The 24001-nt window shown below is 64.3% G+C and carries 18 protein-coding genes; 8 read left to right on the forward strand and 10 right to left on the reverse strand.

Annotated features, from left to right (window positions below):
* Positions 1 to 5 precede the first annotated feature (5 nt).
* Complete coding sequence (locus tag EA187_RS01020) at positions 6 to 1784, reverse strand: hypothetical protein (RefSeq protein WP_127778887.1); 1779 nt, start codon at positions 1782 to 1784, stop codon at positions 6 to 8.
* A 174-nt stretch (positions 1785 to 1958) separates the two neighbouring features.
* Between EA187_RS01020 and EA187_RS01025 the strand changes: the two genes are divergently transcribed.
* The 4 genes from EA187_RS01025 (at position 1959) to rpsU (ending at position 6396) form a co-directional block, all read left to right on the forward strand.
* On the forward strand, positions 1959 to 3089 hold the full coding sequence (locus tag EA187_RS01025) for an esterase/lipase family protein (RefSeq protein ID WP_127778888.1): 1131 nt from the start codon (positions 1959 to 1961) through the stop codon (positions 3087 to 3089).
* A gap of 151 nt (positions 3090 to 3240) precedes the next feature.
* Positions 3241 to 5121 carry a choice-of-anchor D domain-containing protein gene (locus tag EA187_RS01030; RefSeq protein WP_127778889.1) on the forward strand — a complete coding sequence of 627 codons (1881 nt, stop codon included), beginning with the start codon at positions 3241 to 3243 and terminating at the stop codon, positions 5119 to 5121.
* A 262-nt stretch (positions 5122 to 5383) separates the two neighbouring features.
* Positions 5384 to 6061: a hypothetical protein gene (locus EA187_RS01035; RefSeq protein ID WP_127778890.1), complete on the forward strand. Its 678-nt coding sequence runs from the start codon at positions 5384 to 5386 to the stop codon at positions 6059 to 6061.
* Positions 6062 to 6171: 110 nt separating this feature from the next.
* Positions 6172 to 6396: a 30S ribosomal protein S21 gene (gene rpsU / locus EA187_RS01040; RefSeq protein WP_115603347.1), complete on the forward strand. Its 225-nt coding sequence runs from the start codon at positions 6172 to 6174 to the stop codon at positions 6394 to 6396.
* A 118-nt stretch (positions 6397 to 6514) separates the two neighbouring features.
* Here rpsU and EA187_RS01045 read toward each other — a convergent pair whose 3' ends face one another.
* Entirely contained in the window at positions 6515 to 8023 is a 1509-nt protein-coding gene (locus EA187_RS01045) for a serine/threonine-protein kinase (protein WP_115603346.1), read from the reverse strand.
* A 108-nt stretch (positions 8024 to 8131) separates the two neighbouring features.
* Positions 8132 to 9169 carry a PEGA domain-containing protein gene (locus EA187_RS01050; protein ID WP_127778891.1) on the reverse strand — a complete coding sequence of 346 codons (1038 nt, stop codon included), beginning with the start codon at positions 9167 to 9169 and terminating at the stop codon, positions 8132 to 8134.
* A gap of 235 nt (positions 9170 to 9404) precedes the next feature.
* Between EA187_RS01050 and EA187_RS01055 the strand changes: the two genes are divergently transcribed.
* On the forward strand, positions 9405 to 11393 hold the full coding sequence (locus EA187_RS01055; protein WP_127778892.1) for a serine/threonine protein kinase: 1989 nt from the start codon (positions 9405 to 9407) through the stop codon (positions 11391 to 11393).
* Positions 11394 to 11509: 116 nt separating this feature from the next.
* On the opposite strand, the gene EA187_RS01060 is transcribed toward EA187_RS01055, so the two are convergent.
* The 6 genes from EA187_RS01060 to yidD form a co-directional block, all read right to left on the reverse strand.
* Positions 11510 to 13714, reverse strand: coding sequence for a fused MFS/spermidine synthase (locus tag EA187_RS01060; RefSeq protein ID WP_115603343.1), 2205 nt, complete (start codon positions 13712 to 13714; stop codon positions 11510 to 11512).
* A gap of 114 nt (positions 13715 to 13828) precedes the next feature.
* Positions 13829 to 14344: a hypothetical protein gene (locus EA187_RS01065; RefSeq protein WP_127778893.1), complete on the reverse strand. Its 516-nt coding sequence runs from the start codon at positions 14342 to 14344 to the stop codon at positions 13829 to 13831.
* Between the two features lie 68 nt (positions 14345 to 14412).
* The gene (locus tag EA187_RS01070; protein WP_115603341.1) at positions 14413 to 14850 is read right to left on the reverse strand and encodes a Fur family transcriptional regulator; all 438 of its coding nucleotides are present in this window, start codon (positions 14848 to 14850) and stop codon (positions 14413 to 14415) included.
* Between the two features lie 124 nt (positions 14851 to 14974).
* On the reverse strand, positions 14975 to 15667 hold the full coding sequence (locus EA187_RS01075) for an SDR family oxidoreductase (protein WP_127778894.1): 693 nt from the start codon (positions 15665 to 15667) through the stop codon (positions 14975 to 14977).
* Positions 15668 to 15810: 143 nt separating this feature from the next.
* A complete protein-coding gene (locus EA187_RS01080) occupies positions 15811 to 16860 on the reverse strand; it encodes a hypothetical protein (RefSeq protein WP_127778895.1) in 1050 nt (349 codons plus the stop codon).
* Entirely contained in the window at positions 16826 to 17476 is a 651-nt protein-coding gene (gene yidD, locus EA187_RS01085; protein WP_127778896.1) for a membrane protein insertion efficiency factor YidD, read from the reverse strand. Before yidD ends, EA187_RS01080 begins: the two co-directional genes overlap by 35 nt.
* Before the next feature lie 158 nt (positions 17477 to 17634).
* Between yidD and EA187_RS01090 the strand changes: the two genes are divergently transcribed.
* Positions 17635 to 18531 (forward strand): universal stress protein, encoded by an 897-nt coding sequence (locus EA187_RS01090; RefSeq protein ID WP_127778897.1) that lies wholly within the window; start codon positions 17635 to 17637, stop codon positions 18529 to 18531.
* Positions 18532 to 18641: 110 nt separating this feature from the next.
* Here the strand turns inward: EA187_RS01090 and EA187_RS01095 are convergent, their stop codons facing one another.
* Positions 18642 to 19409: an SDR family oxidoreductase gene (locus EA187_RS01095; RefSeq protein WP_115603336.1), complete on the reverse strand. Its 768-nt coding sequence runs from the start codon at positions 19407 to 19409 to the stop codon at positions 18642 to 18644.
* A gap of 135 nt (positions 19410 to 19544) precedes the next feature.
* Here EA187_RS01095 and EA187_RS01100 point away from each other — a divergent pair, with 135 nt between their 5' ends.
* Both EA187_RS01100 and EA187_RS01105 read left to right on the forward strand, forming a co-directional pair.
* Positions 19545 to 20639, forward strand: coding sequence for a coiled-coil domain-containing protein (locus tag EA187_RS01100; protein WP_127778898.1), 1095 nt, complete (start codon positions 19545 to 19547; stop codon positions 20637 to 20639).
* Between the two features lie 58 nt (positions 20640 to 20697).
* A complete protein-coding gene (locus EA187_RS01105) occupies positions 20698 to 23910 on the forward strand; it encodes a [protein-PII] uridylyltransferase family protein (protein WP_127778899.1) in 3213 nt (1070 codons plus the stop codon).
* The last annotated feature ends 91 nt before the right edge of the window (positions 23911 to 24001 follow it).

Raw genomic sequence — 24001 nt, forward strand, 5'->3', positions numbered from 1 at the left:
ATGTGTCAGTCCTTCCGATGGTGAGCGATCGACGTTCGCTGCTGGACCTGAGCTGCGCGCAGCGTGCAGGCCAGCGCGCGGGTGGAGGCGCAGTCCGGGGCAAGTTCCAGGATGCGTTGTGCCAGGTCGAGCGCGCGGGTGAGGTGGCCCTGGTGTTGGGCGCTCTGAAGCTCGGAGCGGAAGGTTGCGAGGGAGGTCTCGCGCGTGCACGCGTCGATGAGCGTATCGCGATAGTCGGCGCGTCGCTGCGGGTTGGCGAGCTCGGCGTGGGCCAGGTCCAGACGAGCCAGGATGCGCGCTTTGAGGGGGAGAAGGTCGGCCGAGAACTCGGGGGTGAGGATCTGCTCGCGCAGGCTGAGGTAGGCGCGTTGAATAAGCGCCGAGTAGGCCGACCAGTGAAGGTCGAGGAACGCGAAATGATCGTCGCTCTCGATGCGCGCATCGAGGCGGCGCAGTGCATCGAGACCGGGATCCTCAAAGGCCTCGTCCCCGGAGGCGGCCTGGCGATGGGGCGGAGCGAGCGCGTGCAGAAGATCGAAATGATGCAGCGTGAGCAACGCTGCGGCGACGGTGGATTCAGGAAGATCCAGTTCGAGAAGGCGTGTGGTTCTGCAGGGGCCGTCGAGCAGGGCTTGCACCACCGGGGTAATCTGTGGCGAGGCGGCAAGCTGCCGACGTCCCAGCCCGGGCTGCTCGCGTAGGATAAAGGGGCCAGCACCCGGCTGGCTGATGCGACTGCGGAGTTCCTGTTCGGGCAACGCCAGAAACGCCTTGAGGGTGCGCCCGAAGAGGTGGGTGCCCAGCTCCACGCGCGTCGAGGAGTCGAGAGCGGGAGACGTCTCCAGCGCGTAGAAACGGGCCTGGCCACGCTGCCATCGCGCTCCGCCAGGGTCGAGCACGTAGAGGATACGCGCGCGACGGGTCAGCGCGAGGTGGCGCGCTGAGAGGAGTTTGAGCTCCAGCAGCGCCTGCTCCAGCGAGCAGGACTTCGAGGTGGCGCGCGCGGTGGCGCGGGCGAGTTGCTCGGTATCGAGCTGGCCTCCGCGGAGCAGGAGCGTGGAGAGCGCGATCGACTCGGGGTGGGGGGCCTGCCAGACCTCCCAGACCGCGCGTTCAGCCAGCAAAAATGTCGTGACGCCCCGGGGCTGAACCACCTGTAGATAGCCCGGACTCGGATCATCGAGGTGGGTACGCAGCACCGAGGCGAAGGGCTGCGAGCTCAGGTCGACGTCGTAGCGATGCGGCAGCGAGGAGAGCGGCGGTGGGGACTCGGGCATCGCCACCACCGTGTTCTCGTTGCTGGCCGCTCCCAGCATGCGCCGAAGCTCCTCGCCGCGCAGCCGCGTGGCCAAACCCGGACGTTCCACCTCAAGCAGAAGCTCACCGGACTCATGGCGAGCGCGGCGAACCTTTAAGGTCAGCGTGCCACGCGTATTCGCACCTCGGGTACGAGGTCCGTGCAGCCGCAGGATGCCCGGAGTGCGCGCCTCGCCCGGGGGAACGCGTACGCAGAGGCGGCTTTCGGCGAGTACACCCCGCCAGATCCGCTCGAATCGCGCCAGGTTGTCGATCTCCACCTCCAGCACCGCCGGGGTCACCTCACCTGGCAACCAATGTGCACCGGGGAGCTCGTCGGGGGAGGCGGTACGCACGCGAAGATCGCCACCCAGGCGGTTGAGTTCCTCGGCGATATCGTGCTCTGGCAGGCTTGCAGCGAACTCTGCGATGACCTCTGAGAGCCGCTCGCTGAGCGCGCGGCGCACCTCTCGACCCTGGTGGCTCATGCCTTCCCCTGTGGTGGGCTCCCTGGCGGAGCCCCGTCCCCCTGTTATCTCACCGATGCCTCTGAAGTTAAGGCGCAGCGCGGCGCAGGCCAGCGTTCTCAAAAGATTGCTTTCACTGCGCAGGCGTGCACAATACCGGCCCAACGTTCACCGCAGCACGTGGCAGGCAGCGCAATGGCTCATCATCACATGTATCTGGTCGCCGGCTTCTTCGGATTCTCCAACCTGGGCGGGATCACGTACTTCCATCACGTGCGCGAGGCCTTGCAGACCGCATTTGAGCGCGCCGGTCACACGCTGCAGGTCCACAGCGTGCCGACGCTTCCCACCGGGTCGATCCGGCGGCGAACGGCGTTGTTGGCCGAGGCGATCGCTCGGAGCGCCGGGGATTGCGGGCCCATCCACCTGGTTGGACACTCCACCGGTGGACTCGATACGCGCCTGCTGGTCACCCCGGGGGTCTCGCTGCCGGTTGACGACGACGTCGATGTGGAGGCGTTGGCCCGGCGGGTGCGCTCGGTGACCACGGTGGCAAGCCCGCATCTGGGCACGCCGATGGCTTCGTTTTTCAATAACTTCTTCGGCGAGAACATCCTGCGGGCCATCTCATTGGGCACGATCTACACGCTGCGCTTCGGGCGTCTGCCCCTGCGTGCGCTTATTGAGCTGGCCGGCATCGTCACGCGCCTGGACCGCCTGGTGGGGCTCGATAACACGATTCTAGACCAGTTCTACCATGAGCTTTTTAAGGACTTTGACGCTGAGCGACGCGACGAGATCAGCGCCTTCCTCGATGATATTCGCGTGGATCGCTCCGTTGTCGGTCAACTCACTCCCGGTGCGATTGATCTCTTCAACGCCTCGACCGGCGATCGTCCCACGGTGCGCTACGGCTCGGTGGTCACCCGGGCGCCGGGCTTCTCTCCGAAGACGGCGCTGCGCCTGGGGGCCGATGCCTACGCCCACGCCTCGCATGTGCTTTTTCGCGCGTTGCAGGTCATCACCGCGCGTAGCGGGGATTACCCGCCTCTTAAACCCGACCAGCACCAGGTGCTTGTGGAAGCCTACGGCGCGCTGCCCGGTCGTCGCGAGAGCGACGGCGTGGTGCCCTCCCTCGCGCAGGTCTGGGGCGAGGTGATTCACGCCACGGTGGCAGACCACCTCGATGTCTGCGGTCATTTCAATGACGCCCATCACACCCCGCCCCACGTCGACTGGTTTATCTCCGGATCGGCGTTCACGCGCGAGCGCTTCGACAGGCTCTGGGATGACGTCGCGGCCTTCCAACTCGCCAGCCTGCGCTGAGCCTTTTCGGCGACTGCCACGCGGGTCGGTACACAGCGGCTTGCATTGAACCGGCCCGGGCCGCTAGGTTGTCGCGGTTAAACGCACTCTGCGAGCGCTTGCCGCTGGCAGGCGCTCAGGCTGGCCCAACGATGTAAACCGGAAGGTGAAGATGAATCGCATTCAATCGCTAGTTGCCACGGCTCTGATGAGCCTCGTTATCGGCGCGTGTGGGGGCAATGATTTCAGCTCCGACGCGGTGCCCGAGTTGACCATCGACCTGAGCGAGGCCCAGATCCTGCTCGACGCGGTCGGGCCCTCGGACAGAACGCAGACCATTGCCACGCCAATCATTCTGCGCAACTCCAGTGAGGGTGAGCTTCGTGTGACGAAGATCGAATGGGTCGCTCGCCCCGATCGTCTGGAGGGCTACTTCATCGGCGACGTCAGTGCGGCCAATGAGGGCAGCACCTGCAGCGAAGACATCGATTGTGGCTCCGGGGGTATCTGCCTGCGCAGCGGCATTTGCCGCGACGCCGGTTTCGAAGCCACGCCTTTTGAGGTGGGTAACCGCTACGACCTGAACTTCTTGCTTCGTCGCGGCGACACCATCACCTGCCCGACCCCGGGTGCCGATGTGCCCGTGGAGATTCAGGACCGCTACTGCGGCGAGCTTCGCATTGAGACCAACGCTTCCAACAATGCTGGCATCGTCGAAGAGGGCGCCGCTAACATCTACTTCCTCACCTCCGGCGGCAGCGGTGAGATGGCGGTGCAGCCCGGGTTGATTCAGTTCACAAACGCCACCGCCGGCGTCTCGCAGAGCTCGCAGTTCACCATCGAGAACCGCGCCGGCTCTCCGCTCTTTATTGAGCGGGGCGACTTCGGTCAGAACTCCCAGGTCTTCGAGATCACGCCTTCGGTCTTCGGGCGCGAGATCGCAGCGAACAGCACCGAGACCTTCACGCTGACCTACGCCCCCTCGGTGGAGGCGGAGCTTGAGTTCTCGACCACTCTGGAGTTCGCCAGTAGCTCGGTGACCGGCTCCTCCTCGGCCATCACCATCGAGGTGACCCAGGGGGTGGGGGACGCGCCGCTGATCGAGGTTGACCCCTTGCAGCTCTCCTTCGCCGACTCGAACTCCCAGACGCTGACGGTGCGCAACTACGGCGGTGCCACGCTTGCTCTGAGCCAGATGCGCATCATTCCCAGCGAGGCGGCCGCGTTCTACCGCATCATGCTCGACGGGGTGAACCTGCTCGAAGACTACACCACCCAGCGCCTCGCCCGTATGACGGACGAGGAGCCCAGTGAGCTTGAGCTGACGGTCGAGTTTGACGCCAGCGCCGAAGGATCTTCGGTCGGCACGCTGGAGATCCGCCACAATGACGCGGCCTCCGGCAACATCACCAACGTCTCGCTCCTGGGCGACGCCACCGAGATCGCCGTTGGTGAGGCCTATCCCACAACCCTCGCCCTGCGCTCCGATGGTCCGCAGGTCGAACGCGAGATTGCCATCTACAACGGCGGCAATGACGACCTGGTGATCACCGGCGTCAACGCGCAGGGGCAGGGTACCACTACGAACCTTGACCTCTTCCGCTTTGAAGGTTTTGAGGGCACGGTGCCTCCGGGCGGCGTCCATACCGGAACGGTGATCTTCGAGGGTGAAGATCCTTTCAATCACGCGGTGGTCGCCGCGATTGAGTCCAATCATGCCGGACAGGAGCAGGCGATGACCTTGCTGATCAACGCCCGCGTGGTCAGCGCCTCGCCGATGGACCTGAGCGTGGAGCCGTCCTTCTCCAACGAGGCGGTGGTGGGGCAGTCGACCACGCTGACGCTTCGTGACGCCGCGGATGCCGCGCTGCTCAACAACGCCCGCTGGTTCATCCTGGAGCGTCCGGCGGGCAGCGCGCTTCTGGTTCGCGGCATCGGTGAGAGCATCACGTTTGAGCCCGACGCCGCCGGCACCTACCGTGTTGGTGTGCTGGCCAACGACTCGACCAACCGCGAAGAGCAGGTCGTCTTTGAGTTTGAAGCTGTCAATTAAGGTTCAGCAGGATCGCTTCTGAGCCGAAGCATCGCCCCCCAGGCCCACCCGGTGGTCAGCGCTTGACACCGTAGGTGGGCCTACTTATATTCCGCCCCCGGTCCAGATCTGCGTAAAACCAGGGTCGACCCAGAACACCCGCATCATTTGCAGCGGGACAACATACATTGCACACGACAGACGTGGTTTCACACACGCATCCGGGCGTCGCTTTTTGATGGATAGTGAAGAGCGCCGCGCGAGCATCATGGAGAAAAGCCTCATGGCCGAAGTGTTTCAGAACGTCAATAACTTCTTTGTCGACGAGCGACTGCAGCAGATGCCGACCTTCCCGGAGTGGGAGAATGGCGCGATCGAGCAGTCTCTTCGTGAGATCGAGGAACTCCTCGAGAAGCGCCAGGCGCAGCTCGACGAGACCCCCGGTGAGCTGGAGACCCAGTACTACTGGATGAGCTACGTGTTGCGCGCGCTGGGCTACTGCGCCTCGGTGGCCGAGCCTCCCCCCCAGGGTGTTGACGCTGAGGACGTGCGCCCTGACTTCACGCTCTTCTACTCGGCCGACGACTTCCGTCGTGTGGTGGGCATGCGCGGCGAACGCGAGTTCTTCGCCAACGCTCTGGGCGTGGTCCGCACGCTGAGCTGGGGCTCCTCGCTCGATGAGTACGAATCGGAAGACGGCACCTACAGCCCGGCCTTCGACGTGGATCGCCACCTGCGCAATACCGGCACCAACTGGGGCATTCTGACCAACGGAAAGGTCTGGCGCCTCTACCACCGCGATTCCTCCGGTCTGCTCAACACCTACTTTGAGTTCGACCTGATGACCGCGCTGGAGTCCAACGACATGGACGCCTTCCGCACGTTCTGGCTGGTGTTCTCGCCGGAAGGGTTGGGCGGCTCGGAGGTTGGTGGAGCGATCGTACAGCGTCTCCTCAACTGAGTTTGAGTCTTTGATACGCATCCCGCGTGACGTCCCGCAGACAGCTGGACGCGCGTAGCAACCTTTTTGCCGGCGTGGCAGCACCCGGCACCTCACCGGAGGATATAACCATGGCCCGACGAGACGATAAGCTCGGCCCCCTCGAAGTTGAAGTTCGCGATAACAACGTCAACCGTGCGATCAACCGCCTTAAGCGTGAGATCGGTCGTGAAGGCGTCAGCCGCGAGCTTAAGCGTCGCCGCTTCTACGAGAAGCCCAGCGTCGCCAAGCGCCGCAAGCAGCGCGAAGCGGAGCGCCGCCGCCGTAAGGAAGAGCGTCGCCGCGAGAACCGCTGAGGTTTTTTAGGCGCGAACGCCCTTATAAAAAAGCCCCGCCACACGTTACGTGTGGCGGGGCTTTTTTATATCGAGCGGGTGAAGATCGAAGCGTCGCCGTCGTTCGTCGACGGAGATTTCAGCGCAGCAGCAAGATCGCGATGAGCGCCAGCGCAATCACGCAGAGCAGGGCGACGACCAGGTTCAAGGGCGTCAGCCAGGCGGGCTTGGATGTGGCGGAGGTCCTCAGCGGGGCGCTCAAGCCGGGCGCAGGGAGCTGCTGGCCGTCGGGAGCTGGTTGGGAATTGAGGGAGGGGCCAAACCCGCGGCTGGCCGGCTGAGGAGGTGCGGTGGGATAGGTCGGGCGTTGAGCCCGCGCTACGGGGCCTGACGATGAGGGGGCGGGCGTGGGGTTGGAGGAGGTATCGCTGGTGCCGGGCGTACCTGAGGCAAAGGGGCCCTCACCGCGTTCCTTCATCTGGCGCAGTGTTTCGAGGGGGTTCTCCATCATCTCGGTGGCGTCATCGGCATCACTTTCCAGGCGCTCGAAAAGCGGGCGCGTGTCGGTGTGGGTATCGGGCTCCTCCTTCAGGGCCATGTCCTGGGTGGCGTCGATGCCGAAGTCAGCGTTTTTGCGATGCTGCTCGAGCATCCCGACGGGCAACGCCTCCATGACCATCGTGGCGGCGTCCTCACCGGCAGCACCTGCCTCCAGAGGCTGGTTGACGGCCATTTCGGCGGTAGCGTCGACGTTGACGGCCGGGCTGCGAAGCGTAGCGGGCTCGCGGGGAGGCGGCATCACCTGGTCGAGCGCGCGGAGCATCATCTCGGAGCTGGCGTAGCGCTGGCTGACGTCTTTGTCCAGCGCGCGTGAGAGCCAGGGCCAGAGCGGATGCCGTGCAAGCACCTCCGGGGCCGGGAGAGGCGTGGGGGCGATCTGCACCCGAGCACGCTCCAGCGGCGTGGCTCCCTGGACCAGAGGCGCGCCGAGGATAGTCTCAGCCAGCGTCAGCCCCAGTGAATAGAGGTCGCTGGCAGGAACCGGTGACTTGCCCAGCAAGAGCTCCGGCGGCATGTAGGTGGGGCTACCCAGGGTCATGCCGGCCGAGGTCAGATCGTGGTTTCCGATCATCGTCTTGGCGATGCCGAAGTCGAGGACTTTGACAAAGTCACGCTCCCCCTCGAAGTCGCAGAGCATGATGTTGGCCGGCTTTAAGTCGCGGTGCACGATGTCCAGAGCGTGCGCAGCGCTCAGCGCGCGGAGTACGCCTCGGGCTACGCGCGCCACAAGCGCCGGTTCAAAGGTCCCGCAACGCACGATGCGCTCGGCGAGGGTCTCGCCACTGAGCAGCTCCATGGCAATGTAGAGTGCGTTGCTCTCGGGGCAGCGCCCGTATTCGTATTGACGAATGGAGTGAGGGTGGCGCAGGGAGCTGGCCATGAGCGCCTCGCGCTCAAAACGCTGCTCAAGCTGCTGCTGGTCGAGCTGATTGCCCGCGGCGTGCAGAACCTTCACAGCGAGTTCGCGCGACTGCTGAAGATCGTGGGCCCGGAAGATGATTCCAAAGCCCCCGCTTCCTATCTCTGCGAGCAGACGATAACGCTGCGCCAGGGTATCGCCGACCTGTGGTGCCTCTTCGACCCGCATCCGCAGCTCCCGTAGGTTGCCTACATACAAAGTCGGCGTGTCCGGGACCGACTCCGTGACCGCTTCGAACAACGCCGCCCCCCTTCTTGGGCGGGGGCGGCTAAGGGATTAGAAGTGCCCGCCGAGCACAAATCCGGCACTCTCCGCGCCGATGGCAGGTGCCACGCGCAGCCCCAGGCGACGCTGAATCGCGTCGTCGTCCGAGGTGCTCTTCGCGCTGTTCTGCGACATGTAGTCGTAGAGCAACCACGCACCGCCGCCGACGACCAGCAAACCGCCGGCGACATAGCTCCCGATGGCGATGTTAGCGCGGCTCTGCCGGCGCTGGGTCAGCTCGTTGTACTCTTCGGTCTGGCCGGGACTAAGCTGGCTGCGTTCCTCGTCAATACCGGGGATCACGACCAGGTCGAAGACCAGGCCATTGGCCAGCGCCAGAGCCCCTGCACCCATGAGTCCATAGGCCACATAGTTGACCGGCGCGTTGGCCTGGTCAGCCTCACCCGGTTCCTCGATCACCGTGCTGGCCACCGGCTCTGTTTCCACCGACGGCTCTTCGAGCAGCGCACCGACGGTGGCGTCCTGCTGGGCAGACACCTCGATCTCGCGGGTGAAGTCGGAGTACCCCTCCAGCTCCACACGCACCTGATAGGTACCCGGGGCCATGCCGGCGCGCTCGGTCGGGGTGGTGCCCACGAACTCTTCGTTGATATAGACCCGGGCGAACATCGGTTCGGACTCAAACATGATCCGACCGCCGAGCTCCTCGTTGTAGGCGGAGCACTCGCCGGTCCCTGCATCAAGCGCCTGCTGAGCGCTGGCGATGAGCTCTTCCTGGGCGGCGGGGTGGCGGATGAACGCGGCGTAATACACAAGGCTCATCGCGCAATCATCGGCCTGCGCGTAGCTGCGTGCCACGTTGAGAAGAAGGCGCGGATCGGGCTCTTTGCGGTTGGCAAGCAGCAGGCGCTCGATCGCCACGTCGTACTCACCGGCCTCGTAGGCTTCGCGGGCCAGCTGAACGAGCGTGTTCAAGTCTGAGTCGGCCAACTCCTGCTTGGTCACCGGCTCCTGGGCCAGGGCTGATCCGGCCATCGTCGCCGTCGTCAGCGCCATCACCGTCAGGGCTGTTGCAATCTTAGCTACCACGGATCTTCCTCCAGATATTCATCACTTCAGGTGGCCATACGTATCGAAAGGTCAGGCCGGACGTTGGTCGCACTCTAACGACGTCGGCAGATCATGTTGAAGATCAACCCGGGGTGTAGCATTTACGCCCTTCTCTTACAACGATGGCCGCGCAATGCTTGGAGCATTCGCGCCGTCTATGGTACACCGCACTACCTGTCATAGGTTAAAGCATGCACCCTAAGGAAAGAACCTCATGATGAACCTGCCCGAGCTTGGTGACGTCATCGACGACACCTATGAGATTCGCGACATCCTTGGAAAAGGAGGCATGGGAGCGGTCTATCTAGCCCGCCAGATTAATATGGATCGCGACGTTGCCATGAAGATCCTGGTGGCCAGCGGTCCGAAATTTGACGAGATGGTCAAGCGGTTCCGCCGTGAGGTCATGGCGATTCGTAACCTCTCCCACCCCAACACGGTGCGCATCTACGACTTCCGCGACGATCCGGAAGGGTTGCTCTACTACACGATGGAGGCGCTGCGCGGCGAGACGCTCAAAGACCTGATGCGCCGCGAGGGACCGATCTCCCCCAAACGGGTTAAGCACGTGGTGCGCCAGGTGCTCAAGAGCCTCTCGGAGGCGCATAGCTACGGGATCGTGCACCGCGACTTGAAGCCGGCCAACATCATGCTGGTCGACATGCACGGGGAGACCGACTTTGCCAAGGTCCTCGACTTCGGCATCGCCAAGGTGTTTTCGGAGTCGGACGATGACGAGGAATTGACCTCGGCGGGCATCGTGGTCGGAACGCTGCGCTATATGGCACCGGAGCAGATTGCCGAGAAGCACGTCGGGCCGCCCACCGACCTCTACGGGCTGGGGCTTATTGCCGTTGAGATGCTCTCCGGTCAGAGCGTGTTTGCCGGAACCGGGCAGTGGAATCTGATCCATCAGCAGATCAGCGACGATCCGGTGCCGATCCCCGAGGCGATCCTCAACACCGCGCTGGGTCAGGTGCTCAAGACCTGCGTGGAGAAGAGCTACGAGGCGCGCTTTCCGACGGCCGATGCGATGCTCAAGGCGCTCGATCAGATTCCGGAAAGCGCGCTGGAGACGGCACCGCTCTTTGAACGTGCGCCGGGCGGCGAGGGGTTTGTCGCAAAAGCCGGGGTGACGGCTGCGCCGGTGGATGAAGCTGCGACGATGATCACCGAGTCTCCCTTTGCTGCCGATGGTTCGATGCCGGCCCCGACTGGAAAGACGGCGGCCGTTCCGAGACCTCGTCCCTCCCGGGAGCACGTGAACACCGGCAACTTCGGAGGTTCGGCGGCGGCGAGTCAACCGGTTTCGGGAAGTTTCGGGGAGCCATCGGCGCAGTCGCAGCCCTTTGCGGCAACGGCTGGCGCCGATGCGATGCCGAATCTGGGTACGTTCCAGAACGCGGCGAAGCCCGCGTCCAAAAGCAAGGTTCTGCCGATCGCCGCGATCGTGATTCTCTTGCTCGCCGGCGGGGGCGCCGCCTGGGTGCTGACACAGGGCGGGGGCCAGGATGGTGAAGAGGTTGGAGCGCAGGCTGCGATGCAGCAGGCCGAGGGGCAGGGGGAGGCGAATCACGCGCCAGTCGAAGAAGCTGCCGTACCGACCACGGAAGAGGCCACCGCCGGGGAGGAGGCTTCCGGTGGCGAAGAGGTCGCTGTGCAACTGATTCGTGTGCGCAGTGAGGGCGTCCGCGCGATGGTGTTTGTCGGCGATGAGTTGATGGGCCGCACTCCGATCAGCATTGAGGTAGGGGATAGGGCTGTGGAACTCCGCCTGGAGGCCTCCGGCTTTGAGACCTTGACCACGGTGCTGGAGCCCGGTGGTCCAGAAGAGGTCGATCTGGCCCTTGTCGAAGATACGTCGTCGGCGCAGGAAGAGGAGGTCGTCGCTGAGCGCGAAGAGGCGTCTTCGGGGCGAGAATCCTCGGGTTCTGAGCGCCCCTCGAGCAGCCGCAGCGGGGCGTCGGTGCGCGACTCCGGTGCGCGCTCGCAGAGCGCTCGTCGCCCGGCTCGGGAGCCCGCGGAAGAGCAGGCCGCGCCTAAAGCCAGCGATGGCTGGGTTGACCTGGGGGCGATCGCACCTCGCGAGGACGACTCCAGGAAGAAAAAGACCGCGCCTCCGGCTGATGACGGCTGGGTGGATATCGCCGCGCCCCCTCCTGAGGAGGAGAAGAAAGAAGAGGTGGATATCCCGCTCTTCTGAGCGTGGATCTTCCTGGTGAAAGCATAAAAAAACGCCGGCTCCGTGCCGGCGTTTTTTTATGAAGGTCATCGCATGGAAGTCCGTGCTCGGCTGGGGAGGCGCGCGGCGCTCTACCCTTAGAAGTCCATGATATAGGCGTCGAAGATGTTGGCGTAGTCGTCGGTCCAGACGCGCAAATTGGGTTCGGGTTTGTACTCATGCCAGGAGGGGTGGTCGATGAGCGCGCCGAAGGCCTCTTCGTTCCTGGCCATCATCAGCCAGTCCGAGCCGTCGACGTAGAGGTTGTAGACCGGATCATCGGCGTCGACCCATTGGTCGCGACCGCGAACCACAAGCCCCAGCTCCCCGGCGATGCGGGTCAGCGGGGGTTGAAGGTCCAGGTGGCGGTTGGAGATGTGGAATGCCAAAATTCCATCGGGCGTCAGCTTATCCAGATACATCTCAATGGCCTCCCGGGTCAGGAGGTGCACAGGAATGGCGGTGGAACTGTACGCGTCGAGCACGATAAGCTCGTAGCGCTCCTCGGGCATCTGCGCGAGCTGCAGGCGACCGTCGCCTAAGATCACGCGGCACTCCCCCAGGCAGTCCTCCAGGTAGCTGAAGTACCGAGGGTCGCGGGCGATGCGAGCGATGGCCTGATCGATCTCGAAGAAGTCGGCCTCCTGGCCGCGGTGGGTGTAGGCGGCGATGGCACCGGTACCCAAACCCACGACCGCGAAGGGGTGGCGCTCGGGGCGTTTGCTCAGGACCTCAAAGAGCTGCCCCAGAGGACCGGTGAGGTAATAGTAGGAGAGAGGGACCTGGCGAAACTCGTCATCCTGGGCCTGAACCCCGTGCAGGGTCGTGCCATTGTAGAGCTTGTGGTAGCCGCCGTCGGGTGTTGTCAGCACTTGATTGGCGGCAAAGAAGCTGCGCTCGGCGTGGAGCTCGTTGCCTTCGGGCTGGCCCAGATACACTGTGGAGATAAGCAGCGGTACCGAGAGCAACACCGGTGTGAGGACGCGCGCCCGGGTGAACGCAATCACCGTCGGGATGCCCAGCGAGAGCGCCACCGCTCCCAGGGTGGCGATTTCGCGGGAGCGCTCCAGTCCCAGGTAGATCATGACGTCGCGGCCCACCAGATAGCCTGCGAGCGCCGCTCCGAGCAGCAGCGTGATCTGCACCGGCCGCCGGCCGTAGAGCGCCCCGGGGAAGGCCAGCGCTGCCATCACCAGAAGCGCCGGGTAGTCGAGCAAACGATCGAAGATCAGCGGGGCGAGCAGCGCGTTAAAGACCCCGCCCAGCGCTCCGCCGACCGACATCCAGCAAAAGAACTCGGTGAGGTGACGTGTGGCCGGACGGTCAGCGGCAAGCAAGCCGTGAAAGACCAGCGAGATGATCAGCAGGCCCAGAAAGTGCGCGCCAGCCACCCACTCCAGGGGATTGCCGAGCTGCACAAAGAGCATCGCCCCGAGCCCGAGCAAGGTCAGCGGAAAGAGCGTGAAGACGCCCAGCGAGCGAAACCACCCCACACGGGCGAAAACCAGCACAAAGGAGAGCAGGTAAATCGCAAGCGGGGGAATCCACAACATGGGCACCGGCGCGATGTCGGTGGTTACAAAGCTGGTCACAGCGAGCATCATGCTGGAGGGGATGAAGGCCCAGAGCACCCAGCGTGCGCGTCGCCCCCAGCTCAATGGCAGCACTGCTGCCGGCGGGCTCGCTTCGCTCGCCGCCGCGGCAGGCTCCGCACTGCGCCACAAGGCCACGGCGCACCCGGCCACCGCCGCGATCAACACCAGGTAGCAGATCATCCACAGCGTGGTCTGCGCCTGCACCCCGATGCGCGGCTCGATCAAAAAGGGATAGGCCACAAGCCCGAAAAAGCTCCCCACATTACTCGCGGCATAGAGATGGTACGGGTCAGCCGCGTCCGGGTGGTCCGTGGTAGAGAACCACTTCTGCAAGAGCGGCGCGCTCGTTGAGATCACAAAAAAGGGCCAGCCCACCCCTAAAAACAGCGCTCCCAGCAACCAGAGCGCCGGATTCTCCAGGCTGGCCGCATCGGTGGGGGGCTCAAAACCGATCGGCAAAAAGAGCACGCCGGCAATCATCACCGCCAGGTGCACCAGAGATTGCCGACGGGTGCCAAGCCACCGCGTTGAGGCGTGCGCGTAGACGTAGCCCCCCAGCAGCATGGCCTGAAAAAAGACCATGCAGGTGTTCCATACCGCCGGCGAGCCGCCGAGGACCGGCGTGACCATCTTGGCGACCATCGGTTGCACGAAGAAAAGGAGCGAGGAGCTCAGGAGCAACGTCAGGGCGTAGAGGAGGTAGCGCATGGAGACTCGTAGAGGATGGGTATGCAGCCGGGCAAGAAGCACAACAGGCGCGACCACGCTAACGCGGCCGCGCCCAGAAGGGGGGGGGATGCCATATGGGGCCGGACGACCACGTTAGTCATGGTCGTGATCGTGCGCTTCGGATTCGATGATGAGGCTCAACGTGGGTTCGCCGGCGGACCCAAGTTCGATCACGTAGCGTTGCGCGTCCAATGAGACGCGGTGCGCTTGCATAAGCTCCACGCAGCCGTCGACCTCGGAGACCCTTGTCTCCAGCGCAACATCGGCACTGGTGAGTACGCTGAGTTCCACCGCGGAGCTGGTGAAGATCACATAGTCGGCATGTCCGGGCGCCTCGAAGATCAGGTAGCCGCGGTACTCGCCGGAGCCGACTTCGGTCTCGTTGAGCGTGACTTCGTAGAGGGTGTGGCCCTGACTGACGTCGGCGCTTGCTCCGGCAATTCCCGTGCTTGCGGCAAGTGTTGTCGGGCTGTCCTGAGCGTGGGAGCAGGCTTCCTCTTCGGTGCTTCTCTCCTCATGAGCCTGATGATCATGGTCTTCGCCCTCGCCGCAGCCCGCGCCGAGAATCAGGGATACCATCGCCAGAGACAGGAAGACGTGCCACTTCATCGTGGTGCTCCGAGGTAGGGTAAATAAGCGCAGTGCGACGAGGTCGGTTGTGTTCGCTACACAGGGGCTCAGCCGCATTTGGCGCAGCGCCCCTTCAAAAAGATCTCGCTGATCTCGGCGACGAGCGCAGGGCTTTTGTCCTGTCGGTTCATGGTGATCTCGACCTCCGCCAGACACGAGATCTCACCACAGTCTACACACATAAAATGAGGATGCTCTCCCTCATCGTGGTGATGATCGCCGCGGAACTCGAAGCGCCAGATATGGTCGCCCAGATCCAGGCGATTGAGCAGGCCTACCTCGGTCAGATCGGTGAGGTTTCGGTAGATGGTGGCCTGGTCAAACCCCCGGGGCACCAGCTCCTCGGAGAGATCGGCATGACTCAGCGGCGCGTTGGCCCGGGCCAGTCGCGCCAGCACGGTGGTGCGCGAGGTCGTGCAGCGGAGCCCGGCCTCGCGAATCATCGCCTGAATTGCGTCTTCGGTGTACTCGTTGGAAGGGACCATCAGATGCGAGCCTCTAGGGGGGAAGAGCGGGACGGCGCAAGCCCCATCGACCTATCACGAGGGACCTTCAAGGCGCAATTGAAGGGCTCAGAAGGGGGCGGCACCGCCGCATTCTTACAAGGGTTCACCAGGCGATGGTGTTCCCATTCCACTCCTTGAAGCTGCCGGAGGTTGAGGCGTTGGCGTTGTCGATGACATCGAGCAGGCTCGTAACGCTGGTTTCGGTGTCGATGAGCGCGTTGGGGCCGCCCATGCGCGTTTGCACCCAGCCGGGGTGCACGACAAAGACGATGATACCTTCATCTGCAAGATCCAGCGCCAGCGAGCGTGTGACCATGTTGAGCGCGGCTTTGGAGGCGCGATAGGCGTAGGAGCCACCGCTGGAGTTCTCGGCAATCGAGCCCATTTTTGAGCTGAGGTTGACGATCTTGGCGTCTCCGGTGGCGCGTCGCAGGGCCGGAAGCAACGCCTCGGTCAGTCGCAGAGTGCCGATGGTGTTTACCCGAAAAGATCGCTCGATGACCTCGAAGTCCATCTCACCGAGCTCACCGCAACGCTCCAGGATGCCAGCGTTGTTGATCAGAACATCAATGGCGCGTGCGCCGAGTTCTTTTACAAAGGCCTCAATGCTGGCCACATCGGCGATATCGAGACTGAAGATGGCGAGCCGATCGGCGTGCTCTCCTTGCAGAACCTGTAGCTCCTCGGCGCGCTCGGGGTTGCGGGCGGTCGCCACCACGGATTCGCCGCGCTCGAGCAGCTCGCGGGTAAACTCCAGTCCGATACCTCGATTTGCGCCGGTGACCAGGTAGGTCATGGATGCTCCTTGGATGTGTAAATGGTTGCGTCGGCATGCGTGCTGCGCGCCGTAGTGAAGGTTCGGGCAGAAGCTGGACATGGAGGCAGGTAAGGCAAGTCGCGCCCCGCACCTTTTGCTGCATATCGATTAAAACACATCGATTAGAGCATATCGGGGATAGGCGGCTCGCTCGGTGGCGTGGCAGGCTCCGGGGTGAGCGCCGGCCAGTCAAAGCCGAAGCTGAAGATCACCGCGCTTTCCCGAACCTCAAAGCGCTGCCGGGCCCAGAGGTCGGTCTGAAGCTCGTCGTAGTAGCGCTGGTAGCGCGTGGCATTGATGCGCTTTGCGTCGACCAGCGCGTTGGCGATATTGCCGCTGTAAAAGCCCAGCGCTAAAAGGCCGGCGGCCACCGTCAGCGGGATGCTGTCCAGCCCCCGATAGGCGTAAACGCTGGCTGCGCCGAAGATGCCGGTAAACCCCAGGGCGAGCAGCGCGTCAACAGGGCGACCGTTGTAGAGTTGCCCCGCACCCGGAATCAGGGCCGAGAGCGTGGCCGCAAGCCAGGGCTGTTTGAGCTTCAGGCTATCGAAGGCCCGGTGGCGCGCCACGAGCTCACGGGCAGCCCCGGCCAGAGCGGGGTCGTCGAAGGTGTCGGCGCGCGCCTCGGTGACGCCTGGCGAGCGCAGCAGCGATTCCACAAAAAGGGTTTGATAGCGCAGCAGCTCTTCGAGTCCCGGGGCGTCTTCGTTCGCACGTGCCTGGAGCCCCACCAGCGTTTCATAACAGGTGGCGATTGCGCCCAGGTTTAGGCAGAGCTCCTGCAGGCCGAGCAGGTAGCTCTGAAGGCGAGCCTCGGCGTTGGGAGCGCTTCGGCTGGCGTCGAAGAAGTGCTGCATCGCCAGCTCCGACATGGCGTTTCGTCGGTAAATCTCGCCAATGAGCAGGGCAGCGAGGTGGTCGGAGTCGGGAGTGCCCGAGAGCAGGCGGTAGCGTTTGATGCTGGTGATGGCGCGGTAGTCGTCGCCCTCATCAAAAAGGCGCAGGCCGATCTCGACCTCGGTGCTGGCCTGCCAGTCCAGGTAGGTTTCGAAGTCAGGAGCAACCGTCGCGACGGGCTCTGGGGAGGCCGGGGCCGACTCCCGAGACGTTGGCTCCGCATGCGGAGCTTCCGGCTCTTCAGCGCGCGCCGGCGTGGGGCTCCACAGCAGCATCGTCAGCGCGATGACGCTCGAGAAGAGCGTCGGCCAGGCCCGAGCGTTGCGCCTGTACAAAGAGGTACCAGCCATGATGAGGGGACTCCGCGTAGGGGGTTCGATCAAGGGTGGGGTCGTCGCCCCAGATGGTGTACGCCTGAACCGGATCGATGAGTTTGCCGTCGGCACCGCTGGCGTAGAAGTCGTCGGGCCGTTGATCGCGCTGCAGACGGCCGAAGGTCCAGACCACGCCCAGCGGGCTGTGGGAGAGGGCCTCAAGACCAAAGCGCGAACAGCTCGGCGCGAAATTGCACGTGCTGCCGTCGACCCGGCTATAGGTCGCGCTGTAGGCGCGCCACCACAGGTAGGCGGTGGCCTGCGCCGGGCTGCTCGCCAGGTGCGCCTGGCCATGTCCGGCATCGGGCGCGTCAGCCGCAGAGCTCGGGGCTCGATCGCCGGCGAGCGCGGCCGGATGGGGGCGCAGCCGCTGAGGCGCGAAGGGCGTCAGCTGCTCCATGCGCGGCCGGTGGGCTGTGGGCACAAACTCCGGCGCGCTCACGCAGGCCAGGCCCGTCACCCCCAGGGCAACAACCAGCGTGCTCGGCACAAGGAGGGTGGAGAGCTGGGGGGGCATCGGCGTCCGTCACATGAGTTTCGAATTTCCTTTGAGCACACGGGCCGATGTTTACTATAAGGCCTCTGGTGATGCCAGCTTTGGTGAGACCTCTGACGAGCGTGGGCTCGCACAGGGGGCGATGATGCGCCATGATTTGACGGTCGAGAGGAGGCAGGATGCAGGGCAAGCGAGTGGTCATCGGGACGGATCTTTCGGAGAACGCGCAGCCAGCGGCGCGTTACGCGCTTAAGTTAGGCCGCTTGCTCGGGCTTGAGGTGCATGTGCTCCATGTGCTTGATGTCTCACTCAAAAGCTGGAAGAGCGCGTTTGAAGAAGTCAGCGGGGCCCAACTTCGCGATAAACTCGACGCCCGCATCCGCGACTGGTTTGAGGAGGCCACCGGCGAAGCTCCCGACGGCGTGATGCTGGAGGTGGGCTCGCCGATGCGTTCGACCTGTGAGATGTGCCAGAAGGGCGATGTGGCCTTCCTGGTCATCGGGATGTCAGGGCGCGGGGCCTGGAACAAGTTTATCTTCGGCTCCACAGCGATGGAGCTTGCGCATACGCCGCCCTGTCCCCTCATCATCGTGCATCCGGAGCGCGACCGGGTTGAGGCCGGCATGGAGATCGCGCTGGGCACGGACTTCAGCGAGCGTTCCGACCGGGCGATGGAGGTGGGGGTGGCCCTGGTCAACAAGCTCAAGAGCCCGATGCACCTGGTGCACGCACACGCCCTCTCGGCCACCACGGTTATCCTGGACTCCGAGCTCCCCGAGGCGCTGCAGTCCACCGCGATTGTCGACTGGGCCGAAGAGGCGATGGCATCCTTTATGAAACGCCACGACGCGCTGCTTGAAGGGGTGGATTGCGACGCGCACCTCCTCTCCCAGAGCCCGGTTGCGGGGCTTCGTGACTTTGTGGAGTCGGCGAACATCGATCTTGTGGTTGTCGGGCATTATCCGGCGGATGCCGGCCGCCTCGATCGCCTGGCGAGCGTGATGGTCAAGTGGGTGCAGAACATGAACTGCACCACGCTGATTGTGCCAGCACCCGGTGCGATTGCGGCCCGTTAAGTCGCATGAACAGGCGACATCCCGGCGTTGCCGGGATGTCGCGCAAAAAAAAGAGCGCGGGAGCTTCACTCGAAGCCTCCGCGCTCTTTCTTTATGGGCAACGCTGCGACCTAGATGGAAACCCCGCCATCGACGTCGATGCAGCGCCCGGTGAAGTAGTCGCATTCAATGATGAAGCGCACCGCCATAAAGATCTCTTCCGGCGTGCCCACCCGGCGAAGGGGCACGCGACTGAGCATTGCTTGAAGCATCTCGTCACGCATGCCCTCGAGGATCGGCGTCTCGATAAAGCCCGGCGCCACCGCGCCCACCCGGATGCCGTAGCGCGCAAGCTCCTCACCCCACAGCTTGGTGTCGGCAATCAGACCGGCTTTGGCTGCCGAGTAGTTCGACTGGCCCTGGTTGCCGTGGCGCGAGACCGAGCTGATGTTAACGATCACCCCGCCTTTCTCATCATTCTCCACCATCCACGCCGCCACCTCGCGGGTGAAGAGGAAGGGGCCGGTCAGGTCGACATCGATCACCGCCTGCCAGTCGTTGAGGCTCATTGTTTTGACCTTGCCGCTCTCGCGATCTTTTTTGACGAGCAGGCGATCGCGGAAGATCCCGGCGTTGTTGACCACACCGTTGACCTTGCCGAAGGCTTCCACGGTCGCGGCCACGGCCCCTTTGACGGCGTTTTCATCGCTGACGTCCGCAGCATAGGTCGCCAGTCGTCCGGGCAAATCGGTGGCCTCGGCGCTGAGCACGGCCAGGGGCTCGTCGGCGATATCGACCGCCATCACGTCGGCGCCGGCTTTGACGAGTTCGAGCGCAAAGGTTCGGCCCATGCCTTGAGCTGCACCGGTGACGATGATCTTCATCTGGTCGAGCTTCATACACACCTCAAATAGGTTTGCCTTGCGCCGGCGTTACCACTAGAAAAAGTGCCGTTGAGGGCCCGATGGGGCCCGGCGTCATCGCTTTAAAAGCGTCGGCGCATGGAGCAGGTTGACTAGCCAGGGTGAAGTATCATGAGTCGTACGACCTTCAAAGAGCTCAAAGAGCGGGCCGATTCCATCTACCAGCGCTATGACGCGCATTTCGCCGGCAAGGCTCGCGCGACCCGCGATCTGGAGCTGCTCGACACGCTGCTCGCCGATCTCGAAGGGGTGATCGAGGAGGGCACCTCCCAGATCAACGGCTCGCGTGATCCGGCGATCGTCTCGCTTCTGGAGATGGCCCGCGATAATCAGCAGGTTTACCGCGATGAGCGCCAGGCGATCGTGGAGGCCAAAGAAGCCGGCCCGATCTCCGAGGAGGCCGCGCGCGTGATCGCCGATGCCAACCTCGTCTTTGGCCAGTACCGCCGCCACTTCGCCGGAAAAGATCGCCGCACCCGCGACATGGGCCTGCTCATGGAGATCATCACCGACCTTGAAGAGGTGCGCGCGCGGATGAAGGCGCTGGTGAAGTCGCATCGCGCCGAGATCGAGCCCAACCTTCAGATCGTCGAAGATAACCTGCGGATGTATCGCAATGAGGCTCACCAGGTGGAGGCCGCCCAGACCCAGGGTACCCCTCAGGAGCAGGCCGATCTGCTGGCGACGCTGGCCAATGAGCAGTTCTCGCTCTACCGCGATCATTTTGCCGGGAAATCGCGTCTTACCCGCCGTGAGGGGCTCCTGGAGCGCATGATCGAGCAGCTCAAGCGGGCGCGCGTCGGGATGCAACGCCTCAAGAAGCGCGGGCTTCGCTCGCAGGCCAACGAGCGCAACGTGGGCATCATCACCGACAACGTGAAGCTCTACACCGGGGAGCTCGCCGCGATCAAAGAGGCCAGGGCCGAGCTGACCACCGAGCAGATCGCCGGCTCCCTGGGCGCCGCGGCCAACGAGGTGATGGCGGAGTATCGCGAGCATTTTGCCGGTCAGAACCGCGCCACCCGCGATTTGGCGAAGCTCTCGCTGATGTGCGATCAGCTCGCCGAGATCGGCCGCCAGATGCACGCCATTGAGGTGAAGTCTCCGCTGGAGATGAACGCCAAGAACCTCGACATCGTCAGCGACACTCGCACCATGTACGAGCGGGAGTACCGCGAGGTGGAGAAGGCCAAGGTCGGCGCTTAAGTTCGGAGCACGTCGGGGGGGCGTCTTCCGGGGGGGATTTCAACACAGGAGCTAAGCCGTGGCGTCGCAGCATTGCGAAAGGTTGGGGGAGGTGGTGCGCGAGTCCGGCGCTTCGCTGGACGCCGAGCTTATCGCGAAGCTCGGTCGGGCTGGCGACCAGGGGCATCTTGATCTCGATGCGCTTTTGCGCCGCATTGATGGGTTGAGCTGGCCGGGTGAGCTGCTCACCGACGTTCTGCGTCTGGTGGAGAGCCTGCTCGATCAGCAGGTCGATCTCTCGATGCCCGGCGAGGTCGATGTGGCCCTGAGCCTGGGCTCGGCCGGGCGCTACCCCTGGCGTGCGCTGGGCCGTCAGCCGGAGCTTCTGGGCTGGCTGGCCGCCGGGCGCTGGCGCGATGAGCCGATGCCGCCGCAGGCGATGGCCGAGGATTTGAGCGCCTACCTCGACGCGGTGGCCGCTCGCCAGGCCGAGGGGGCCACCCGTGAGGAGCGTTTTGCGGCGCTGCATCGCGCGCTGCGTTGGTTTAAACATCGCCAGCTTCTGCGGATCTTTTTGCGCGAGATCGAAGGTGCCTCGGTGCGTCATACCACCTCGGAGGTCGCCGAGGTGGCCAGCGTCTGCCTGGATGCGGCACTGCGTTCGGCGGCGGCCATTCTGGGGGCTCCCGCACTCACCGATCATTTTTGCGTGCTGGGCATGGGCAAGCTCGGCGGCCGGGAACTCAACTACAGCTCGGATATCGACCTGATCTTTGTGGCCAGCGACCAGGCCATGGCGACCTCCGAGTCACGCTCAAACGTCGAGGCGCTGGCCCGGGAGGTGGTGCGCGCGATGGACGCCATCACCGAGCAGGGGCAGGTGTTTCGCGTGGATCTTCGCCTTCGCCCCGACGGCTCCCAGGGCCCGATTGTGCAGGGGGCTTCGGCCACCATCGACTATTACCTGAGCTGGGGCAGGGGATGGGAGCGCGGCGCGATGCTCAAGGCTCGTCCCGTGGCCGGATCGATCGCGCTTGGCGACGAGGTGCTGCAGGCGTTGGAGCCCTTTATCTTCAGGCGCTATCTCGACTTCACCGCTATTGATGAGCTGCGGCGAATGAAGGCGATGATCGATGATCAGGCCCGCGCGACCCGCGCGATCTCGCGGGCACGCACGCCTCAAGGAGAGAGCTCACCCCACGCTCCTTCCTCGTCTTCGGCGACACCGGCTGCGGCGAGTTCGCCGCTTCAGCAACGCCTGCTTGCAAAGCTAGGCCGTGCCGCGCCGAGCGCGCCACCATCGAGCCCGACACCGCGCGCGCCAACCCGCGTCCCTCCCAACGATGAGGAGCAAGGACCGCACGGCTGGGACGTGAAGATCGGCCGCGGGGGCATCCGCGAGATCGAGTTCTTTGTGCAGGCTCTCCAGCTTGTGCACTGTGGCACGCGCCCCACGCTGCGCGTGCGCACCACCCTGGAGACCCTCGATCGTCTGCTCTACGCCGGGTTGCTCGGTGCCGAGGAGCATCGCGCGCTCGCCGACGCGTATGACCTCTACCGACGTCTGGAGCACCGGGTGCAGATGGCCGGCGATCGCCAGAGTCACAGGTTACCCGAGGATGCCGCAGGCTTCGCCCTGCTGGCCTGGCGCATGGGGGAGTCCGCCGAATCGTTGGAGCGACGCGTCGAGGTTTGCCGCCAGGCGGTTCGCGAGATCTTTGAGCGCCTCTTTGAGCAGTCACCGCGCAGCTCCGAGCAGGCCACCGTCGCTGATAGCTCCGCCGAGGAGCTCGCAGCGCTGCTGGCGATGGACCCCGATGAGCTTCTGCAAGACGCCGGCGTGCGTGCCCTGCGTGAGGCGGGGTTTGTCCGTCCACGCCAGGCCGCCGGCCAACTTCAGGTGCTTTCGCAGAAGCGTTACGGGCCCTTCTCGGCGCGGCGCGCGGTGGGCGATCCGGCGCAGGCCCGCTACCTGCTCAGCGCCATCTGCTCCGCACCTGATCCAGAGCAGGCCCTGGGGTATCTGGTGCGATTTACCACCGAGGTGGGCGACACTCCGGGGACCTGGCGGATGCTCAGGGAAAACCCGCACGCGGTGCGACTTCTGATGCACCTCTTTGGCTCCAGCGCGCCTCTGGCGCGCATGCTCGCCACGGAACCCGACGTCTTCGTAAAGATGATCGCGAGTTCAACCGCCGCCATTGAGCGCGATCAGGCTTCCATGGCTCGGGCGCTGGCCGCGCGGGTGGGAGAGGTCGATGATCCGGCCCATAAGCTCGGACGGGTGCGGCGATTTCACCAGGAAGAGAGCCTGCGCATCGCGCTCCATGAGGTCGCCGGTGTGGTGCCGGTCGATGTGACCTGCACACAGCTCAGCGAGCTGGCCGAGGTTGTGCTGGGGCAGGTCGATGCGATCCTCGCCACCGATGACGGCAGCGTCGAGGCTCAGCCGCGCGCCCTCTGCGTGGTCGCCATGGGCAAGTTCGGGGGTAGGGAGCTGGGTTTTGGCTCCGATCTCGACTTTATCTTCGTCTACGACGATGAGGGCCCCGGTGCGATCGAACACCAGGAGGCCACCCGCCGAGCCCGCCGCATGGTGCGCGCACTGAGTGCGGCGACCGAGGCCGGAGGTTTTTACGAGGTCGACCTCCGCCTGCGCCCCTCCGGCTCCCAGGGCACGCTGGTGACCTCGTTTGAGGCCTGGCGCGCCTACCATCTGGAGCGTGCCGCTTTTTGGGAGCGTCAGGCTCTGGTGAAAGCCCGCGCCATCGGTGGCACCCCCGAGCTCCGAGAGCGCCTTGAGCACGAGCGCCAACGCCTGGCTTACGACAGACCCCTCCCGGACGATCTCGACCGTCAGATCGACGCGATGCGCCAGCGCATGATCGATGCCGCCGAGATCCCCCGCGGCGAGATCGATATAAAGCAGAGCCGCGGCGGGCTGATCGATGTGGAGTTTCTTGCGCAGTACTTCCAACTTCGCGCGCCGCATACCGCCCGCCAGGCCCGCTCCACCACCGCCGCGCTTAGCGCCCTCAGTCGGGCCCCCGAGCTCAGCGCCGGACTGGATCTTGAGGGGCTCGCCCGCGATTACCTCTGGCTGCGTCGCCTGGAGCTTCGCCAGGCCATCGCCGGTGCCTCCACCCGCGTGCCCCGCGGCGGCTCCCAGCTCGCCGCGCTCGCCAGGCAGATGGGGCACCAGGGCCGCGATAACGTGGCACAGTTCCACGACGAGCTCGCCACCACTCGCCAGCGCATCAGCCTGGCCTGGTCACAGATCTTTGCGCGTTGATTCCTTTTCCTCCGGCTCACAGGTGTGATAGCCCTGTCGCGAATTCCGATGCCCGTTGTTGTCTTCTGACAGCGTGGGAACATCTTTGCCC

The sequence above is a fragment of the Lujinxingia sediminis genome (genome assembly GCF_004005565.1).
In the GTDB taxonomy this organism is placed as follows: Bacteria; Myxococcota_A; Bradymonadia; order Bradymonadales; family Bradymonadaceae; genus Lujinxingia; species Lujinxingia sediminis.

Excerpts from the sequence above, each read along its gene's own strand:
- EA187_RS01020 (WP_127778887.1), bottom strand. The coding sequence starts at position 1,784 with ATGAGCCACCAGGGTCGAGAGGTGCGCCGCGCGCTCAGCGAGCGGCTC.
- EA187_RS01025 (WP_127778888.1), top strand. The coding sequence starts at position 1,959 with ATGGCTCATCATCACATGTATCTGGTCGCCGGCTTCTTCGGATTCTCC.
- EA187_RS01030 (WP_127778889.1), top strand. The coding sequence starts at position 3,241 with ATGAATCGCATTCAATCGCTAGTTGCCACGGCTCTGATGAGCCTCGTT.
- EA187_RS01035 (WP_127778890.1), top strand. The coding sequence starts at position 5,384 with ATGGCCGAAGTGTTTCAGAACGTCAATAACTTCTTTGTCGACGAGCGA.
- rpsU (WP_115603347.1), top strand. The coding sequence starts at position 6,172 with ATGGCCCGACGAGACGATAAGCTCGGCCCCCTCGAAGTTGAAGTTCGC.
- EA187_RS01045 (WP_115603346.1), bottom strand. The coding sequence starts at position 8,023 with ATGCGGGTCGAAGAGGCACCACAGGTCGGCGATACCCTGGCGCAGCGT.
- EA187_RS01055 (WP_127778892.1), top strand. The coding sequence starts at position 9,405 with ATGATGAACCTGCCCGAGCTTGGTGACGTCATCGACGACACCTATGAG.
- EA187_RS01060 (WP_115603343.1), bottom strand. The coding sequence starts at position 13,714 with ATGCGCTACCTCCTCTACGCCCTGACGTTGCTCCTGAGCTCCTCGCTC.
- EA187_RS01065 (WP_127778893.1), bottom strand. The coding sequence starts at position 14,344 with ATGAAGTGGCACGTCTTCCTGTCTCTGGCGATGGTATCCCTGATTCTC.
- EA187_RS01070 (WP_115603341.1), bottom strand. The coding sequence starts at position 14,850 with ATGGTCCCTTCCAACGAGTACACCGAAGACGCAATTCAGGCGATGATT.
- EA187_RS01075 (WP_127778894.1), bottom strand. The coding sequence starts at position 15,667 with ATGACCTACCTGGTCACCGGCGCAAATCGAGGTATCGGACTGGAGTTT.
- EA187_RS01080 (WP_127778895.1), bottom strand. The coding sequence starts at position 16,860 with ATGCTGCTGTGGAGCCCCACGCCGGCGCGCGCTGAAGAGCCGGAAGCT.
- yidD (WP_127778896.1), bottom strand. The coding sequence starts at position 17,476 with ATGCCCCCCCAGCTCTCCACCCTCCTTGTGCCGAGCACGCTGGTTGTT.
- EA187_RS01090 (WP_127778897.1), top strand. The coding sequence starts at position 17,635 with ATGCAGGGCAAGCGAGTGGTCATCGGGACGGATCTTTCGGAGAACGCG.
- EA187_RS01095 (WP_115603336.1), bottom strand. The coding sequence starts at position 19,409 with ATGAAGCTCGACCAGATGAAGATCATCGTCACCGGTGCAGCTCAAGGC.
- EA187_RS01100 (WP_127778898.1), top strand. The coding sequence starts at position 19,545 with ATGAGTCGTACGACCTTCAAAGAGCTCAAAGAGCGGGCCGATTCCATC.